The sequence below is a fragment of the Cupriavidus sp. MEYA8 genome (genome assembly GCF_059278825.1).
In genome coordinates, this window is record NZ_CM181222.1 from 83,576 (window position 1) to 101,284 (window position 17,709).

Sequence of the window (17,709 nt, forward strand, 5' to 3'; positions counted from 1 at the left end):
ATCAAGCCGGATGGCCGCGCACCGCTGCGGGCGTCAGCCGCCCGAATGCAGCGGGGACAGCGAGTAAGCGAGCACCAGTCCCGCCACGATCGCCGGCGAACCCAGGCGAATCGCGGCACTGCGCGACAGCACGCCCAGATACACGTACAAGCACACCAGCACCATCGCAGTCACATACAGCAGGCTGTCATAGACTTGCATGGATGTCTCCCTTGGCCTTTTGTTCTTATTGCTTTACTTCGGTGGTCTGCCGGCGAAGCGTGATGCAAAGGCACTGCGTGGGGGCCGCTCCGCCGCCATGCTAAGGCTGTCTGTTACCAAGGATAGTCGGGAGTTCGCGCGGGCGTGGCAATCATGGAAATCCCTTTGCGGCGGCGCACCACGGCTGGGGCGCCGCCGCAAGGGAGGCGTGGCAGGTCAGCCGGCGGGCAGCATTTCCGGGTTCCAAGCGACCTCCCACAGGTGCCCGTCGGGATCCTGGAAATAGCCCGCATAGCCGCCCCAGAACGTGTCCTGCGCCGGTTTGACCACGGTAGCGCCTGCCGCCTTCGCCTGCGCCATCACGGCATCGACTTCCGCCTTGTCGCCGACATTGTGGGCCAGCGAAAAATCGGTGGACGCGCGCGGTGTCACCGTCAGCCCGGCGTCGTGCGCCAGGCTCGCGCGCGGCCACAGTGCCAGCTTCAGCCCGGACTGCAGGTCGAAGAACGCCACCGCGCCGTGCTCGAACTGCTGGCCGACAATGCCCGGTGTCGACAATCCCAGGCCATCGCGATAGAAGCGCACCGCGCGCTCCAGGTCGTCGACGCCCAGCGTGACCAGTGTGATGCGAGGCTTCATGGCACTACCCTCCTGCAGATGTGGTGGGCCTAGCGCTGGCCGAAGGCGGCGCCGGCAAACAGGTCCTTCAGTTCGCGCGGCTGCGAGCGCCAGTACTGCTTCGGCGCATGGACGCTGGCGCCCAGCCGCGCGGCCGCATGCCACGGCCAGCGCGGGTCGTACAGCATGGCGCGCGCCAGCGAGACCGCATCGGCCTCCTGGTTGGCAATGATCGCTTCGGCCTGCTCGGGCTCGGTGATCAGGCCCACCGCGATCGTCGGCAGCCCCACTTCGGCCTTGACGCGCTGTGCGTACGGCACCTGGTAGCCCGGGCCGAGCTTGATCGCCTGCTGCGGCGAGACGCCGCCGGTGGTGACGTGGATGGCCGCGCAGCCGCGCGACTGCACTGCCTTGGACAAGGCCACCGTGCCCTCGATGTCCCATCCGCCCGGCACCCAGTCGGTGGCCGAAATGCGCATCCACACCGGCCGCTCCGCTGGGAACGCTTCGCGCACCGCGTCGAAGACTTCGATCGGAAAGCGCATGCGGTTTTCCAGGCTGCCGCCGTATTCGTCGTCGCGATGGTTGGCCAGCGGCGACAGGAACTGGTGCAGCAGGTAGCCATGCGCGGCATGGATCTCGATGCCGTCCAGCCCGAGCCGTGCCGCGCGCCGCGCCGCCGCGACAAAGTCGTCGCGCACCTTGTCCATACCGGCGCGGTCGAGCGCGGCCGGCGGCACTTCGCCGTCGCCATGCGGCACCGCCGACGGCGCCACGGCGTGCCAGCCGCCGGGCGCATCCGGCGCGATCTGCTGACCCCCGTCCCACGGCGCATGGCTCGACGCCTTGCGGCCCGCATGGCCGAGCTGGATCGCTATGCCGATGGGCGAATGCGCGCGCATCGCCTGCACCACGCGCCCCAGCGCCGCCTCGTTGTCGTCCGAATACAGGCCCAGGTCCTGCGGCGTGATGCGGCCTTCCGGCGAGACCGCGGTCGCTTCCACGATCAGCATGCCGGCGCCTGACAGCGCCAGCGTGCCGAGATGGATCATGTGCCAGTCGCCGGCGTTGCCGTCCTGCGCCGAGTACTGGCACATCGGCGCAATGATGATGCGGTTGGCGAGCCGGAGGCTGCCGATTTCCAGCGGTTCGAACAGATGGCTCATGCGTTGCTGCTCCTTGCAGGTCATGCCGGCCCGCAGCGGGGCCGGGGGAAATCTGGATTCTAGGCCGATGCCGGGATTGCTGCCGGCGACGTTCACGGTGCCGCGCGGCGCTGGCCGGCCAGGCTCAACACCAGCGCCAGTGCCAGCGCCGCCGCGCCGCAGCCGAAGATCAGCACGTAGTTCTCATGCGAATGCGCAAACAGCCATGCATAGCCGTAGCCGGCCAGCGCCTGGAACAGCGCAAAGGCACTGGTGGCATGGCTCCATGCGGCGCGCTGCGCGGCAGGGTCGTGCGGCAGCGCCTCCTGGATCGCGCCCAGTCCGAGCGGCGCAATGCCGGGCGTGAAGGCACCGAGGACCACCGCCGCCACGCCCAGCGCAAGCGGATCGCCGCACAATGCCAGCATCGCCGCGGCAAGTCCCTGCAGCAGCAGCGCGACGCGATAGGCAACGCCGAAGCCGATGCGTTCGCCGGCAAAGCCGCACACCAGCGGCCCGGCGATCGCGCCCAGGCCATAGAGCACCCAGTACGATGCGCCGACCTCGCTGCCGCGCCCCAGCCCGCGTGCGACCAGGTCGACCAGCAGCAGCATCGCCGGCACCAGTCCGAACGCATTGATCGCGTATTGCGCGTAGAGCCATTGCAGCCGACGCCGCGCCGCTGCCGGCGGTGCCTTTGCCGCCGCGCCCGCACCGGATTGCGGCAGCGGGCCGGGCCAGCCGAACCAGCTGAACACGGTCAGCGCCAGCGCCAACGCGCCCAGCCCCAGCCAGGTCTCGCGCAGGCCGAACTGCAGCAGGCGCGGCACGAGCGTGCCCGAGGCAGCGATACCCAGGCCAAGCCCGACGAAGATCGTGCCCATCGCCAGCCCGCGGCGCGGCGCCGGGATATGCGGCAGGATCGAGGTCGCCACCAGCACCATGATGCCGCCCCCGGCCAGCCCCGAGACAAAGCGCCAGCCGAAGAACCACGCCACCGACAAAGGCCACGCGCAGGCAAAGAATGCCAGCGTGGCGGCAAGCATCAACGCGCGCAGCACCGTGCGGCTGGACCAGACCGATACCATCGGCCGGCCCAGCAAGGCGCCGGCCAGGTAGCCGGCGAAGTTGGCCGCGCCCAGCGCGACGGTCTGCGAGGCCGGGAACCAGTGCGACTGGATCAGCGGCGGCACCAGCGCGGTGTAGGCAAAGCGCGCCAGGCCGATGGCGACGAGGCTCGCGCACAGGCCGCACAGCGCGGCGTAGATCTCGCGCCATGCCAGGGGATCGGGCGCGGTGGGGGCGGCGCAGAGGCCGGCAGGTCTGGACATGGGAATCTCCGGTGTGGCCCCCGCCCTTGCGCCGGGCAAAACGGGGCCATCGGCGCCAGGCATGGCGCCGGAAAAAGGGCATGCAGCTGCCCGCCACGCTGCCTGGGCGGCGTGTCCGGGAGCTACAAACGGGAAAGGTCAGGCCGGGATGGCGGGAATCAGCCGGTGCCGGGCACCGCGGCCGCGCTCAGTGGCGGCAGGCCGAGCAGCGCCAGCGTCGGCCGCACAGCCGCCTCGAGCAAGGCGCGCTGGGGGGCGGAGCGAGCCAGCACGCGCATGCCGAGCAGCGTCGCCAGCAGCTGTGCCGAAGCGTCGTCGGCCGACACGCCGGTGCTGGCCGCGCCCTGCTGCTGCGCGGCGGCGAAACGGTCGCGGAAGAATGCGCGGATTTCGGCGAATGCGTCCGCGACCTTCTGCTGCAGGCCGGGATCGTCAGGCGTGACTTCCAGTGCGGTGTTGACCAGCAGGCAGCCGCGGTGCAGCGGATCCGCCAGTGAGCGCTCCAGGCTTTCAGACAGGTACGCCGAAATGGCCGCGCCGGGTGGCAGCGTCGTGCCCAGCCGGGCGATCCGCTCGCGCATGCTGGCTTCGACATAGCCTTCCAGCGCCAGCAGGAACAGCGAGCGCTTGTCGCCGAAGGCGTTGTACAGGCTGGGCTGGGTCATACCCATGGCACTGGTCAGGTCGCGCGTGGACGTGGCCTCGTAGCCGCGCGCCCAGAAGGCATCCAGCGCCGCCGTCAGCGCGGTCTGTTCGTCGAATTTGCGGGGTCTGGCCATGGTCGCTCGATTTTGTATCGTTCGCTATGAAACGAATTATAGATCGATCGATACAAAACACAAGGCCATGCTCGATGCAAGTGTCAGGCAAGGGTCAGGCCGGCGCCAGCGGGTCGGGCGCGACCAGCCGCAGCCAGCTCGCTATCGCCGCCACCGCGGCAAACGCGGCGCCCAGCGCCAGGGCCAGCCCCGGACCGTGGGTTCCGCCGATGCCGAAGCACAACGCCACCAGCGCGGCGCCGGTGGCCTGGCCGAGCAGGCGCGCGGTGGCAATCACCCCGCTGGCGCCGCCGCTGCGCTCACGCGGCGCGCTGGCCATCAGGGCCTTCAGGTTGGGCGACTGGAAAAAGCCAAAGCCGGCCCCGCAGATGCACATGCGGATGCCGATATCGAGCGCGCTGGGATTGTCCGGCAACAGCGCCAGCGACACCATGCCCGCACTCAGCACCGCCAGTCCCACGCCACCCAGCAGGCCGGGCGGATAGCGGTCGGAAAGCCGGCCAGCGAGCGGAGCCATCAGCGCCACCACCACCGACCATGGGGTCAGCAGGAACCCGGTCTCGACCTGCCCTCGCCCCAGCACATGCTGGAAGTAGAACGGCAGCGACACGAACGCCAGCCCCTGCGCCGCGAACGAGCACACCGCGGTCAGCGTAGACAGCGCGAACATCGGCCGGCGGAACAGGTCCAGCGGCAGCATCGGCGCGGGCCGGCCGCGTTCGCGCCAGACCAGCAGCCCGAACGCCACCACGAACACGCCGGCGGCCGCGAGCGATTCGTGCAGCGGTGCGCGCTGCGCGCCCTCGCCGAGCGCGAAGATCAGCGCGGCAAAGGCCACCACGTTGAGGAGCGCCGCGACCCGGTCGAAAGATTGCGTGCCGCGCGGCGTCTGCGGCAGCGCGCCGCGCGCGATCCCCAGCGCCAGCAGACCGATCGGCAGGTTGACGGCAAACAGCCACGGCCACGTGCCGAACGACAGGATCACCGACGCCACCGTCGGCCCCACCGCGAACGACACCCCGACCACCAGCGCGTTCAATCCCACCCCGCGCCCCAGCCTGTGCATCGGAAAGATCGAGCTGATCAGCGCCGTGTTGACGCTCATGATCGCGGCCGCGCCGATGCCTTGCAGCGCACGTGCCGCCGCCAGCGTCGGCAACGACCACGCCAGCGCGCAGATGACCGACGCGACGGTGAATACCGCGACGCCGCCAAGATAGATGCGCCGGTGCCCCAGGATGCCGCCCAGCGCCGCGAACGGCAGCAGCGTGGCGACCATGGCCAGCTGGTACGCATTGATCACCCAGACCGACGCCGCCGGCGTGGCGCGCAGGTCGGCGGCGATCGAGGGCAGCGCCGTATTGGCGATGGCGGTATCGAGGGTCGCCAGGGCGACCGCGATCAGGATGGCGGCCATGCCGCGGCGCTCGCGCGCTGTCATGGCGTTGTCTGCGGCGGCGGCAGACGCGGAGGGAAGGGGCGCTGTGCTTGACACTGTCGTTGCCGGTTACCGGTGGCCGCCAGTGGCAGCACCAGACCGACACGATACGGGAAAACGCTTCAGCGTGCTGAAGAGGGCTTCATATGTATGCACATTTCCCGCAGGATTCCCGTCCGCCGCCGTGCAGTCTGCCGGGTCAGTCCAGCGTGATGCCTTCACGCTGGATCACCGCCGTCCAGTTGCCCTCTTCCTTCTCCACGCGCTTCGCAAAGTTGGCCGGATCGATCATCACGACATCGCCTTGCTGTCCCAGCGCTGTCTTCGCCTTGCCGTCCTCGAGAACCCCCTGCATCACCGAATGGAGCTTCTGGACGATCTGCGGCGGCGTGCCGGCCGGTGCCAGCATGCCGATCCAGAAGGTTACGTTGAAGGGCGCAATGCCGAGTTCCTCCAGCGTCGGCACATCCGGCAACTGCGCCATGCGCTTCGATGCGCTGACGGCGATGGGCTTGAGCTTGCCGGCCTTGATCTGCGGCAGTGCCGTCCAGGTATCGAAGGCAGTATCCAGTTCGCCGCTGATCACGGCCAGTTGTGCCTGCGCCGCGGACTTGTACGGAATGTGCGTGGTCTTGATCTTCGCCCGGTTGTTCAGCATGGCAAAGCTGAGATGCGCGATATTGCCCGGTCCGGCCGAGCCATAGCTGACCTTGCCGGGATACTGCGTCGCGTAGCGCACCAGCTCCGGTACCGACCCGACCGAGTTCTTCTGCGACCAGTCCGGATTGGTGACAAGGATGAATGGCGCTTCGAGGACAAGGGTGACCGGCGTGAAGTCCTTCGGCGAGTAAGTCCCTTTCTTGTAGATCTGCGGATTGATGGTGATGCTGCTGGAGTTGGTGACCAGCAAGGTATAGCCGTCGGGCGCGGCCCTGGCGGCCTCGCCGACACCGATCAGCCCGTTCGCTCCGGCCTTGTTTTCCACGACCACGGGCTGGCCGAGGGATTTGGTCAGGCGCTCCGAAAGCACCCGCGCCACGGTATCCGTGAACGACCCCGCCGGAAACGGGACAATCATGCGGATCGGCTTGCTGGGCCAGCCGTTATTCTGCGCCGCAGCCGGCGCGGCTATCGTCGCGGCCAGGATGCCCAGCGCGGCTGCCGCCATGCTGAACTTGCCGGCCTTTGCGCTTGCCTGGCAGCGCTGGATCCATGTCGGTTTGTTCATATCGTCTCCGTATCGTAGTAATGGTGTGCTGAATACTTGCCGGCCTATGGCGTTTCCTTCGCGTGCTTTGGTTTCGCGACGGTGCCGGTGATGCCCTGCCGCTCCAGGCTTGCGATCTGCTCCGCGCCCAGTCCAAGCACGCGGCTCAACACCGCTTCGGTGTGTTCGCCCAGCGTCGGCGCGACATTGCGGATGGGCACAGGGCCTGGCCCGGTCCTGAACCAGGCAGTGCTGCTGGTGTAGGTGCCGATATGGGCGCGCTCGACTTCGCACCAGAATCCGCGCGACCGCAGATGGGCGTCCTGCAGCACCTGCGACATGGGACGCACCACGCCAGCGGCGATCCCGGCCTGTTGCAGCAGGTGCATTGCCTGTTCGGCGTCCCGCGCCATGCACCAGGACCCGATCGCCTGCTCGATCCTGTCCGCCTCGGCGCGCCGCCCCGCTCCCTGCTCCAGCCGCGGATCGGCGGAGAGGTCCGCCCGTCCGATCGCCCGGCATAGCGCGGGCCAGTCCGCGTCGGTAACAGTCAGCACGATCCACGCATCGTCGCCAGCGCAGCGGAAGCAACCATGGGGTGCGTACATCGGATGGCGATTGCCCTGGCGCGGCGATACGGCGCCGGAGATGGACTGCTCCAGCATGAACGGCGCGGCCATCGGCAACATGGCCTCCACCTGCGACAGGTTGATGTGCCGCCCCTGCCCCGTCGCTTGCTGGGCAAACAGCGCGAGCAGGATCGCCGCGCCACCATTGAGGCCGCCGATCGGGTCGCCGTAGGCGTATGACGTCATCGCCGGCGGGCCATCGGGGTGCCCCGTGTAGAGCGGCAGCCCGCTGGCCTGCTCCAGCGTGCCGCCGTAGGCGCGGGTATTGCTCCACGCATTGCCGAGCCCGAAGGCCGGCATCGACAGCATGACAAGCCGTTTGTTTCTGGCGCGCAGCGCTTCGTAGTCCAGCCCTAGTTTTGGCAAGACCTCCGCGGAGTAATTCTCGATGACCGCGTCGGCGCCTTCGACCAGCTGCAGCAGCAACTGCTTGCCTTCGGGGCGCGTCAGGTCCAGCGTGATGCCCAGCTTGTTGCGGTTCATCAGGTTGAAGTTCGAGTTCTTCTCGTACAGCCTGTCCCGATAGAAAGCCTCGGTGAAATTGGCGCCGCGCCACCAGTCGGGATAGCCGGTACTTTCGACCTTGATGATCTCCGCGCCAAAGTCGGCCAGCGTCCGCGCCGCAAGCGGTCCCGCCCAGCCCATCGTCAGGTCGATGACGCGGATACCTTGCAGCGGCAAGCGCTCCCCTGCCGTTCGCCTGAGGCTCAGACGCGGGCGATGATCCAGCCCCGAGGTCCGATAGTGCAGGTCATGGGAGCCTTTCGCCGGCGCATACCCGCCGGGCAGCGGACCCGCCGCGTCGAGGCGTAGCGGCACCACCGGGCCTTCAAACGATGCGCCGCCCACGCCGACCGGCACGAAGGCACCGCGCTGCCGATGCACTTCCTGGCCGAGCAGGGTCTCCATCGTCGGCACGATCACGGCGGGATGCTTCTTGCCGCCCAGGATCTCGAACCACTGCCGGGCCGTGCGCGCCAGGAACGCAGGCAGAAGCAGCGCGTCGATCTCGTCCGCGCGCGCCATCCGCTCCGGGCCGCTTGCGTAGCGCGGATCGCTGCCGAGGTCCGGACGCCCGATGGCCTCGCACAGGCCCTTCCACTGCGGCAGGGTGTGCGTAAAGATGCCGATCCACCCTTCGGCGGTCTGGTAGATCCCGGCCGGATGCGTGCCGCAGAACCGGTTGACGCCAAGGCGCTGGAGCGGATGGCGCTTGTCCTGCACCATGCCCGCTTCCATCTCGACCACGCTGAAGATGGATTCGTGGGCGCTCAGCACATAGCGGCGGCTGCCCTGCCCGCTCCCGATCAGCGCCGCGGCGGCGGCCGAGAATGCGCTCAAGCCGACCACGATCGCCGACTGCACGTCGTGCGGCATGTGTGGCGGCCCATCTGCGGGGCCGCTGCCATGCACGGCGCCGGCAAGTCCGCGGCATACTGCTTCAGCGCCAGCGTAATGGCTGTATGGTCCGCTTTCGCCGAACCAGGTGAGTGCCACCTCGATCGGCTCTTGCCCCCGCGCTTCATCGGCCATGCCCTGCCAGACCGGCGTGCCGAGGATGCCCGGGCCTTCAGCCAGCGCACGGGCATCCAGCACCACGTCGCACGTGCGCGCCAGATGGGCCAGCCATGCGCGGTCCTCGGCGTTACCGTCGTGCGCGGTGACGCTGCGCTTGTTGGTGTTCAGCCATGCAAAGAGCGCGCTTTCCGGCTGCGCGGCCCCCGCTGCGCTGACCATGGGCGGCATCCGCCGCCAGGCGTCGCCGGACGGGCTTTCCACCTTGATGACTTCGGCGCCGAAATCGGAAAACAGCTTGCCTGCGTACGCCAGCGCAGGCCCGCTGCCGACTTCGAGCACGCGCAACCCACCCAGCGCCAGCTGCGCCGGGTCAATACCATGCTTGATCATGAAAACTCCTGGCTCTGTCTGTGGGCTCGTCAGGCACGGCGCTTACCACGCATCGATGAAGCCGCGGCGCTCCCTGCGGCTGCGCACTTCCGCGGAGGCGATGCCCTGTGCGATCCACTTCCGTGTCTGCGCGGGGTCGATCACCGCGTCGATCTCGACGGCGGCCGCGGTGTTGATCGCGTGGCCGCGCTCGTAGGACTGGGCCACCAGCCGGTCGAACAGCGCCTTGCGCTCGGGACCATCCGGTACGGCCTCAAGCTCCTTCTTGAAGCCCAGCCTGACCGCGCCTTCCAGGCCCATCGGGCCGAACTCGCCGGTCGGCCACGACACGGTGAAGCTGGCCGAGCGGAAGCCGCCGCCCGCCATGGCCATGGCGCCAAGCCCGTAGCCCTTGCGCAGCGTCACCGCCAGCAGCGCGACACGCAGCTTGGCCGCCGTCAGGAACATGCGCGACACGTGCCGCACCTGTGCGCGGGCCTCGACCTCCGGCCCGACCATGAACCCGGGGGTGTCGATCAGCGAGACGATCGGCAGCCCATGCGCATCGCACAGCTGCATGAAGCGCGACGCCTTGTCCGCGGCATCCGCATCGATGGCGCCCCCAAGGTGATAGGGGTTGTTGGCCATGATGCCGATGGGCTGCCCTTCCACTCGGGCCAGCGCAGTGTGGATGCCCGCGCCGAAGCCGCTGCGCAGCATCAGCACGCTGCCGGCATCGGCAATACCCTCGATGGCCTTGCGGGTGTCGTAGACGCGCAGCCGGTTCTCGGGGACGACATGGCGCAGCGCCAGCGCCTCCGGTGCGCTCCAGTGCGCCACGCGGCCCTGGAACATCGACAGATAGTGCTTCGCTGCCTGCACGGCTTCGGCCTCGTTGTCGACCAGGATATCGACCACGCCATTGGCATGCTGCACCGATGCGGGCCCGACCTCTTCGGGGCTGAAGATGCCGAGGCCGCCGCCTTCGATCATGGCCGGTCCCGCCATGCCGATATTGGCCGACCGGTCGGCAATGATGACGTCGCAGCAGCCGAGGAAGGCTGCGTTGCCGGCGAAGCAGCGCCCCGAGACAATGCCCACCACCGGCACATTGCCGCTTAGCTCGGCAAAGGCGGCGAACGACGGCTGGTACAGCCCGGATACCGAAGGGAAATCCACGTCGCCGGGCCGGCCGCCACCGCCTTCGCCAAACAGCACCAGCGGCAGCTCGTCGCGCAGCGCCACCTCCACGATGCGGTCGGTCTTGATATGGTTGCGCTTGCCCTGCGTGCCGGCCATCACCGTGGCGTCGTAGGCCATCACCGCGCTGCGCGCCCGATCCTTGCCGACCAGTTCGCCATTGATATTGCCGATGCCCGTGATCAGGCCATCCGCCGGGGTGTTGGCAATGAGGTCCTGCTGGCTGCGGCGCGAAGCCTGCGCGGCGAGTGCCAGCGCTCCATACTCGACGAAGGTATCCGCATCGCACAGGTCGGCGACGTTCTCGCGCGCGGTGCGCTGCCCGCGCGAGCGGCGCCTGGCAACGGCATCGGGGCGCGCGGCGTCATCCAGGTAGGCATGCCGGTCCAGCACGCGCTGCAGGTCCGCGCGAATCGCGTTCGGATCGAGCTGCTGGGCGGCAGCCACGGCGATGCCATCGGCCTCGAGCTGCTCCAGCACGATCAGCACCTGGTTTTCGGCGGCCAGCGCGCCCGGCTCCAGCCGCAGGTCGACCACGCGCCCGCCGCATTCCGCGACGATGGCATGCTCCATCTTCATGGCGTCGAGCACCGCGACGGTCTGCCCCGGCTTGACGATCTCGTCCAGCGCGACGGCAATCTCCACCACCCTGCCGGTCAGCGGCGCACGGATCGCCACCAGTCCCTCGCCGACCTCCTCTTCCGCATCGGCGTGGCGCGGCGCAAGCGCGTGTGAAGCACGGGCCGGGCCGCCCAGCAAGGCTTCCTGCGCGCGCCCGGCCTGCGCGATGGCCTCCGCCGATGCGGTCAGCTCCTGCACGATCGCTTCGAAGTGCCGGGTATGGACATCCTGCGCGAGGAAATCGTCGCGCTGCACCAGCGCGCGCAGCAGGTCGAGGTTGGTCGGCACGCCGGCGATGCGGAACTCCGCCAGGCTGCGCTGCAGGCGCCGCACGGCCGCATCGAACTTCGGCGCCGCGCTGCTGACGATCAGCTTGGCCAGCAAGGTGTCGAAGTTGGGCGACGGTTCATAGCCGGCGTAGCCATGGGAATCGACGCGGACGTCAGGGCCCGAAGGCGGATCGAAGCGCTCCAGGCGGCCGTGCGCAGGGCGCGCCAGGCCGTGCGCGTCGGTCATTTCCGCGTTGATGCGCACCTGGATGGCATAGCCGCGGGGTTGCGGCGGCGCAGCGGGGTCCAGGCCGAGATCGGAGAGTGTCTGCCCCGCGGCAATCCCGATCTGCAGCGCGACCAGGTCGACGCCGGTGACCTGCTCGGTGATGGTGTGCTCGACCTGCAGGCGGGGATTGGCTTCGATAAAGACAAAATCCTTCTGCTCGCCGGATTCGGTTTCCTCGACCAGGAACTCGAAGGTGCCCAGGCTCTGGTAGTTGACGCGGCGCGCCAGCCTGAGCGCCGCCTTGATGATCTGCTCGCGCAGCTGCGGCCTGAGCACCGGGCTGGGGGCGATTTCCACCAGCTTCTGGAAGCGGCGCTGCAGGGTGCAGTCGCGTTCGCCGAGGGCAATGACGTGCGCGCCGTCGCCGGCGATCTGCACTTCGATATGGCGCGCGCGGGCCACCAGCCGCTCGGCGTAGACGGCATCGATGCCGAACGCCGAGCCCGCCTCGGAGCGGCAGCGCGCATAGGCTTCGGCCAGTTCTTCGCGCCGGCGCACCACCCGCATGCCGCGCCCGCCGCCGCCACCGACCGCCTTGATCACCACGCCCGCGCCGCCTTGCTGGTCGAAGAAGCTGGTGATTTCCTCGAGCGACGCTGCGCCGCGCGTGGCCGGCATGACCGGCACGTCGCTGTCGGCCGCCAGTTCCAGTGCCCGCCCCTTGTCGCCGAACAGCGCCAACTGCTCGACGGTGGGGCCGATAAAGCGGATGCCGGCCTCGTGGCAGGCCTGGGCAAAATCGGCCCGTTCGCTGAGGAAGCCATAGCCCGGATGGATGGCATCGCAACCGGATGCTTTCGCCGCGGCAATGATGCCTGCGATGTCGATGTACGCAGCCGGCCCGGCACCATCGAGGGCAACGGCCTCGTCGGCCAGGATCCGGTGCAGCGCGCCCTGGTCGTCTTGCGAATAGACCGCGACGGTCCCGATTTCGAGATCGCGTGCGGCACGCAGCACGCGCAGCGCGATCTCACCTCGATTGGCGATCAACAGCTTCTTCAATGCAGTCTCCTCGTTTGTATTTCGATGTCTGTGCCGTGGGTGCCTGGCCGCTCAGGGCCGGATGCCGAACCGGCTGATGCCGGCTTCGCGCAGCGGCGCCGCCAGGTTGGCGAACTCGCACAGCAGCGTGCGGGTCTCGCGCGGGTCGATGATGTCTTCGATGACGAAGGCTTCCGCGCTGCGGAACGGCGACGTCAGGCTGCGCACGCGCAGCTCGATCTCGGCGCGCTTCTGCACCGGATCGTCGGCGCCTTCGATCTCGGCCTTGTAGGCAACGTCGAGGCCGCCTTCGATCGGCAATGCGCCCCAGTTGGCGGAGGGCCACGCGTAGCGGAAATTGAAGCGCCCCATGTGCTGGTGGCCGGCTGCCGACACGCCGTAGGCACGGCGCAGGATCACCGAGCACCACGGCACCGTGGCCTGGTAGAGCGCCGACAGCGCGCGCACGCCGTAGCGCATGATTCCCGCCTTTTCGGCCTCGAGGCCGACCTGGAACCCGGCCGTATCGACCAGGTTGACCACCGGCAGGTGGAAGGCCTGCGCCATGTCGACGAAGCGCGTGAATTTCTCGGCGCTGGCGCTGTCCCAGCTGCCGCCATGGAAGGACGGGTCGCTGGCGATCACCGCCACCGGCCAGCCATCCAGCCGTGCCAGCGCGGTGATGACGGCGCAGCCCCAGTGCATGCCGATCTCGAAGAAGGAATCGGCGTCCACCAGCGCCTGCACGATGGGCCGGATGCTGTAGTCCGCCCGGTTATCCCGCGGGATTGCCGACAGCAGCCATTCGTCGCGGCGCGCCGGGTCGTCGTCGGGCTCGCTCCGCGGCGGCAGCTCGAAAACGGAAGGCGGCAGATACGACAGGAACCGGCGCGCGCACGCGAAGGCTTCCTGCTCGCTGCCGACCTCGTCGTCCACCACGCCGTTGCGGGTGTGGATCTGGCTGCCGCCCAGCTCGTTCTTGCTCAGTTCCTCGCCCACGCGGGCCACCACCGACGGCGGGCCCTCGTTGAACAGTTGCGAGGTTTCCCTGACCATCACCGAATAATGGCTGGCGGCCACGCGGGCCGCGCCCATGCCCGCCACGGATCCCAATGCCAGCGACACCACCGGCACCACGGACATGTTCTCCACCACGTGCTGCCAGACCTTCATGGTGGGGATGAGGGTATGGCCCTTGATCTCGATATTGCGCACCGAACCGCCGCCGCCGGTGCCGTCGACCAGCCGGATCATCGGCAGCCGCAGGTCGTGCGCCATCTTTTCGGCGTGGATCAGCTTGTCGCCCACTGCGCCTTCGTTGGCGCCGCCGCGCACGGTGAAGTCGTCGCCCACCAGCACCGCCGGCCGGCCGCCGACCTGCGCGCGGCCCATCACCAGGTTCGAGGGAACCAGGTCCACCAGCCGCCCGTTGCTGTCATAGCGGCCGCTGCCGGTCAGGCCCCCGACCTCGCGGAACGAGCCGGGATCGGCCAGGGCATCGATACGCTCGCGCACCGTCAGCTTGCCGGCCGCCTTGTGGCGTTCCACCTTGCCTTCGCCGCCCATCCGGGCGGCAAGCCGCCGGCGGTAGGCCAGTTCATCGATTTCGGGCTGCCAGCTCACTGTCCTCTCCTGTGTCTTTGCGCGGCACATGTGTCGCCAACACTTCCGCAGGAGCCGTGCCAGCCACAGGGCGCTCGATTACGCGTTGATTTCATTGAACAAATGCCCGGCCGCCGTTAGGATGTCCACCATGAGTACACAAACGTGTCCGCATTAGAGGCACGCATGGAGACATCAAGTGTCCTCAGTGACGACACAAGACATGAGTGGGATCGCGCTCGGGGTGCTGGTCTGTTCTCGCGACGGCTCCCGGCTGGCGGCGATCGGAGCCTGTACCGACCCGGCCATTGCCGACGCGGCGTTCACCGCATGCGCACACGCGCAGGCGCCGGGCGAGGGGCGCCGGCTTTTCCCCGTCGAGGCAGGCACCCGGCGCTTCATCGGCCTGAGCCTGGAAGACGGCGACCACCAGCTGATCCTTCTGCATCGCACCGACACACAGGCCGTGCTGCTCGACTTCCTGGGCACAGTGCCCTTCGCCGGCGCGATCCTGGACCACTTCCTGAACGATCCCTACCAGGCCATCACCGTGGTCGACAAGGAGGGACGGGTGCGCTTCATCAGCCCCGTCCACGAGAAATTCCTGGGCCTCGACACCGGTGCCGGCATCGGCCGCCCGGCGGCCGAGGTCATCCCCAATTCGCGGCTGCCGCAGGTGGTGGCCAGCGGGAAGGCGGAGATCGGGCAGCTGCAGCAGCTCGACGGCGCCACCCGCGTGGTCAACCGCATGCCGATCCGCCAGGACGGCGAGGTGGTGGGCGCCATCGGCCAGGTCATGTTCAAGGGGCCCGAAGCCCTGGGCCGCATGCACAAGGAACTGGTCGAGCTGCGTTCGGAAGTGGCGCGTTACCAGCGCGAGTTTGATCACCTGCGCGACGGCTTGCCCGAGCGGCAGCCGACCTTTGGCCTGATCGGCGAAAGCGCGCCGATGCAGCGCCTGCGCCGCGAAATCCAGACCGTGGCACGCCTTGACGTGCCGGTGCTGATCCTGGGCGAAAGCGGCACCGGCAAGGAGCTGGTGGCCCGCGCCATCCACGGCGCCGGAGCCGAGCCGGCCAGCGCCCGTCCGCTGGTCAGCCTGAACCTGGCCGCCCTGCCAGCCACGCTGATCGAATCCGAACTGTTTGGCCATGCGCCCGGCGCCTTTACCGGGAGCCAGCGCCAGGGACAGGCGGGCAAGCTCGAGCTGGCAGCGGGCGGCACGGTCTTTCTCGACGAGGTCGCCGACATCCCGATGGAGATGCAGGTCAAGCTGTTGCGCGTGCTCGAAGACCACATGGTCGAACGCCTGGGCAGCCGCCGCGCGCAGCGGGTCGACTTCCGGCTGGTCTCGGCCACCAACCGCGACATTCCCGAGTTGATCGATGCCGGGCGTTTCCGCCTCGACCTGTACTACCGGCTCAGCGGCGTGGTGCTTCGCATTCCCGCGCTGCGCCAGCGGCGCGAGGACATCCCGGCTCTGCTGCAGCATTTCGTCGACGCCTTCTGCGCGCGCAACGCCATGCCGGCGCCAGGCATCGACCACGAGGTGGCGCGCCACCTCGCCGGCCAGCCCTGGCCCGGCAATGTGCGCCAACTGCGCCAGCGCATCGAGGAAGCGCTGGTCTTCTGCGATGGCCGGACGCTGCGCGTAGCGGACTTCGCACGCGGCGAATCGGCGCGCGGGCTATCGGGGCTGGAAAGCCAGCCCCATGTGCATGCGGCCGGGCAAGCGCATCGATATGAGGCTTCCGCGGCGGACGAGCTGCCATCGCCCTCTTCCGCACTTCGCACGCCGGGCGACCCGGCCGCGGGCATGAAGGAACTGGCCTATGCCGCGGTGATGGACGCGGTCGCGCGCCATGGCGGCAACAAGAAGCGCGCAGCCGAGCAACTGCGGATTTCCCGCTCGCACCTGTACAAGATCCTGGAACGCGGGCCGAACCCGTCGCAATCGAAATAGGCGCGCGCCACCGCCCTATCGGCACCGTCGCCGATGTCGATAGAATGTGCGTCGACCGATCGCGACCGGGCCTGACCAGCGCCTGCATTCATGAGCCCGTCGCATACGAGGCCTTCGTGCGCGAACTGCGCCATGACTGACCAGCGCCCGCTTGCGCGCCATTGCGGGCTGCAACCGCTTTCTGCCCGGAGCGTTTAGGCGCCGGGCGATTCAACATAGGAACTGCACATGGAAACATCGAAGCCCCTGGACAACGGCCGCGGCCTGCTTGCGCGCCTGCATATTTCCACGCCGATCATCCAGGCGCCGATGGCAGGCGTCGGCACGCCCGCGCTGGCGGCTGCCGTGTCCGAGGCCGGCGGCCTTGGTTCGCTCGGCGTCGGTGCCATGGACGCCGAGGGCGCGCGCAAGGCGATCCGCGAGACCCGGGCACTGACCGGCAGGCCGTTCAATGTCAACCTGTTCTGCCATGCGCCGGCCCAGCCCGATCCCGCGCGCGAAAAGACCTGGCTGGACTATCTCACCCCGCACTTCCTGAAGCACGGCGGCACGGCCCCCGCCACGCTGCGCGAAATCTACAAGAGCTTCGTCGAAGACGAGGACATGCTGCGCATGCTGCTGGAAGAGAAACCCGCAGTCGTGAGCTTTCATTTCGGCCTTCCCGCGCAGCAGAAGATCGATGCCCTGCGCAGCGCGGGCATCGTGCTGCTGGCCAGCGCGACCTCGTTGCAAGAGGCGCGCCAGATCGAAGCGGCGGGCATCGACGCCATTGTCGCGCAGGGCATCGAAGCGGGCGGCCATCGTGGCGTGTTCGATCCGGCCGCCTACGACGAGGGCCTCGGCACGCTGGCGCTGGTGCGTGTCCTGGTGCAGAAGACGAGCCTGCCGGTGATCGCAGCCGGCGGCATCATGGATGGCGCGGGCATTGCCGCGGTATTGGCGCTCGGCGCGCAAGCGGCGCAGCTTGGCACCGCATTCATCGCCTGCCCCGAGACGGCGGTCGACGCCGCCTATCGCAGCGCCCTCGCGGCGGACAGCAAGCGCCCCACCACGCTCACGCGCGCCATCTCCGGCCGCGCCGCCCGGGGCTTTGCGAACCGCCTCACGGCACTGGGCGAGCATCCGGACGCGCCCGCCATCCCCGACTACCCCACCACGTATGACGCCGGCAAGGCGCTCCACGCTGCCGCCAAGGCCACGGGAAGCGCCGACTATGCGGCCCAGTGGGCGGGACAGGCGGTGCCGCTGGCGCGAGCGCTGCCCGCGGCCGAACTGGTCGGACGGCTGCAGTCGGAACTGCGGGACGCGATTGCGCGCCTGGCCTCCCTGCAACACGTGGCCGCCTAGCATCGCCATGCCGGCCGCCGTGTCAGCGATGCAGCGGGCCGGCCGGCGTGATGTCTTGATCTGCAGCAGGGATGCCGATAAGGTTGGGTATGCCTAAATCAGGTGGCCGGACCGCTCACGTAAAACATCTTTGGTGATGCCTTCCATCACTGCCGGTGAGGGATGAGAACCCCGCGAAATCGCCCGGCGCACGCGAAAAAAA

At 68.6% G+C, this 17,709-nt stretch carries 12 protein-coding genes; 2 read left to right on the forward strand and 10 right to left on the reverse strand.

Annotated elements, in window-relative coordinates:
- Positions 1 to 33: 33 nt before the first annotated feature.
- The 10 genes from AC5WJ1_RS17520 to AC5WJ1_RS17565 all read right to left on the reverse strand — a co-directional run bounded on the left by AC5WJ1_RS17520 (position 34) and on the right by AC5WJ1_RS17565 (position 14,218).
- Positions 34 to 201, reverse strand: coding sequence for a hypothetical protein (locus AC5WJ1_RS17520; protein ID WP_165971435.1), 168 nt, complete (start codon positions 199 to 201; stop codon positions 34 to 36).
- Between the two features lie 216 nt (positions 202 to 417).
- Entirely contained in the window at positions 418 to 840 is a 423-nt protein-coding gene (locus tag AC5WJ1_RS17525; RefSeq protein WP_135703909.1) for a VOC family protein, read from the reverse strand.
- 29 nt (positions 841 to 869) lie between these two features.
- Complete coding sequence (locus AC5WJ1_RS17530) at positions 870 to 1,985, reverse strand: NADH:flavin oxidoreductase/NADH oxidase (protein WP_135703908.1); 1,116 nt, start codon at positions 1,983 to 1,985, stop codon at positions 870 to 872.
- A 92-nt stretch (positions 1,986 to 2,077) separates the two neighbouring features.
- Positions 2,078 to 3,295 carry a YbfB/YjiJ family MFS transporter gene (locus AC5WJ1_RS17535; protein ID WP_494476817.1) on the reverse strand — a complete coding sequence of 406 codons (1,218 nt, stop codon included), beginning with the start codon at positions 3,293 to 3,295 and terminating at the stop codon, positions 2,078 to 2,080.
- Positions 3,296 to 3,453: 158 nt separating this feature from the next.
- The gene (locus AC5WJ1_RS17540) at positions 3,454 to 4,074 is read right to left on the reverse strand and encodes a TetR/AcrR family transcriptional regulator (protein ID WP_133093271.1); all 621 of its coding nucleotides are present in this window, start codon (positions 4,072 to 4,074) and stop codon (positions 3,454 to 3,456) included.
- A 94-nt stretch (positions 4,075 to 4,168) separates the two neighbouring features.
- Positions 4,169 to 5,515, reverse strand: coding sequence for an MFS transporter (locus AC5WJ1_RS17545; RefSeq protein WP_195427434.1), 1,347 nt, complete (start codon positions 5,513 to 5,515; stop codon positions 4,169 to 4,171).
- 196 nt (positions 5,516 to 5,711) lie between these two features.
- Entirely contained in the window at positions 5,712 to 6,740 is a 1,029-nt protein-coding gene (locus AC5WJ1_RS17550) for a tripartite tricarboxylate transporter substrate binding protein (RefSeq protein WP_494476818.1), read from the reverse strand.
- Between the two features lie 44 nt (positions 6,741 to 6,784).
- The gene (locus tag AC5WJ1_RS17555) at positions 6,785 to 9,256 is read right to left on the reverse strand and encodes a CaiB/BaiF CoA-transferase family protein (protein ID WP_494476819.1); all 2,472 of its coding nucleotides are present in this window, start codon (positions 9,254 to 9,256) and stop codon (positions 6,785 to 6,787) included.
- A gap of 42 nt (positions 9,257 to 9,298) precedes the next feature.
- Positions 9,299 to 12,616, reverse strand: a complete 3,318-nt coding sequence (locus AC5WJ1_RS17560) for an acetyl-CoA carboxylase family protein (protein ID WP_494476820.1) — start codon at positions 12,614 to 12,616, stop codon at positions 9,299 to 9,301.
- Between the two features lie 51 nt (positions 12,617 to 12,667).
- Positions 12,668 to 14,218: an acyl-CoA carboxylase subunit beta gene (locus AC5WJ1_RS17565; RefSeq protein WP_135703901.1), complete on the reverse strand. Its 1,551-nt coding sequence runs from the start codon at positions 14,216 to 14,218 to the stop codon at positions 12,668 to 12,670.
- A gap of 202 nt (positions 14,219 to 14,420) precedes the next feature.
- Here AC5WJ1_RS17565 and AC5WJ1_RS17570 point away from each other — a divergent pair, with 202 nt between their 5' ends.
- Both AC5WJ1_RS17570 and AC5WJ1_RS17575 read left to right on the forward strand, forming a co-directional pair.
- Complete coding sequence (locus tag AC5WJ1_RS17570; protein WP_218959483.1) at positions 14,421 to 16,160, forward strand: sigma-54 interaction domain-containing protein; 1,740 nt, start codon at positions 14,421 to 14,423, stop codon at positions 16,158 to 16,160.
- Positions 16,161 to 16,388: 228 nt separating this feature from the next.
- Positions 16,389 to 17,507 (forward strand): NAD(P)H-dependent flavin oxidoreductase, encoded by a 1,119-nt coding sequence (locus AC5WJ1_RS17575; RefSeq protein WP_195427439.1) that lies wholly within the window; start codon positions 16,389 to 16,391, stop codon positions 17,505 to 17,507.
- Positions 17,508 to 17,709 lie beyond the last annotated feature (202 nt).

Excerpts from the sequence above, each read along its gene's own strand:
- AC5WJ1_RS17575 (WP_195427439.1), top strand. The coding sequence starts at position 16,389 with ATGGAAACATCGAAGCCCCTGGACAACGGCCGCGGCCTGCTTGCGCGC.
- AC5WJ1_RS17530 (WP_135703908.1), bottom strand. The coding sequence starts at position 1,985 with ATGAGCCATCTGTTCGAACCGCTGGAAATCGGCAGCCTCCGGCTCGCC.
- AC5WJ1_RS17570 (WP_218959483.1), top strand. The coding sequence starts at position 14,421 with ATGAGTGGGATCGCGCTCGGGGTGCTGGTCTGTTCTCGCGACGGCTCC.
- AC5WJ1_RS17540 (WP_133093271.1), bottom strand. The coding sequence starts at position 4,074 with ATGGCCAGACCCCGCAAATTCGACGAACAGACCGCGCTGACGGCGGCG.
- AC5WJ1_RS17525 (WP_135703909.1), bottom strand. The coding sequence starts at position 840 with ATGAAGCCTCGCATCACACTGGTCACGCTGGGCGTCGACGACCTGGAG.
- AC5WJ1_RS17545 (WP_195427434.1), bottom strand. The coding sequence starts at position 5,515 with ATGACAGCGCGCGAGCGCCGCGGCATGGCCGCCATCCTGATCGCGGTC.
- AC5WJ1_RS17550 (WP_494476818.1), bottom strand. The coding sequence starts at position 6,740 with ATGAACAAACCGACATGGATCCAGCGCTGCCAGGCAAGCGCAAAGGCC.
- AC5WJ1_RS17520 (WP_165971435.1), bottom strand. The coding sequence starts at position 201 with ATGCAAGTCTATGACAGCCTGCTGTATGTGACTGCGATGGTGCTGGTG.
- AC5WJ1_RS17535 (WP_494476817.1), bottom strand. The coding sequence starts at position 3,295 with ATGTCCAGACCTGCCGGCCTCTGCGCCGCCCCCACCGCGCCCGATCCC.
- AC5WJ1_RS17555 (WP_494476819.1), bottom strand. The coding sequence starts at position 9,256 with ATGATCAAGCATGGTATTGACCCGGCGCAGCTGGCGCTGGGTGGGTTG.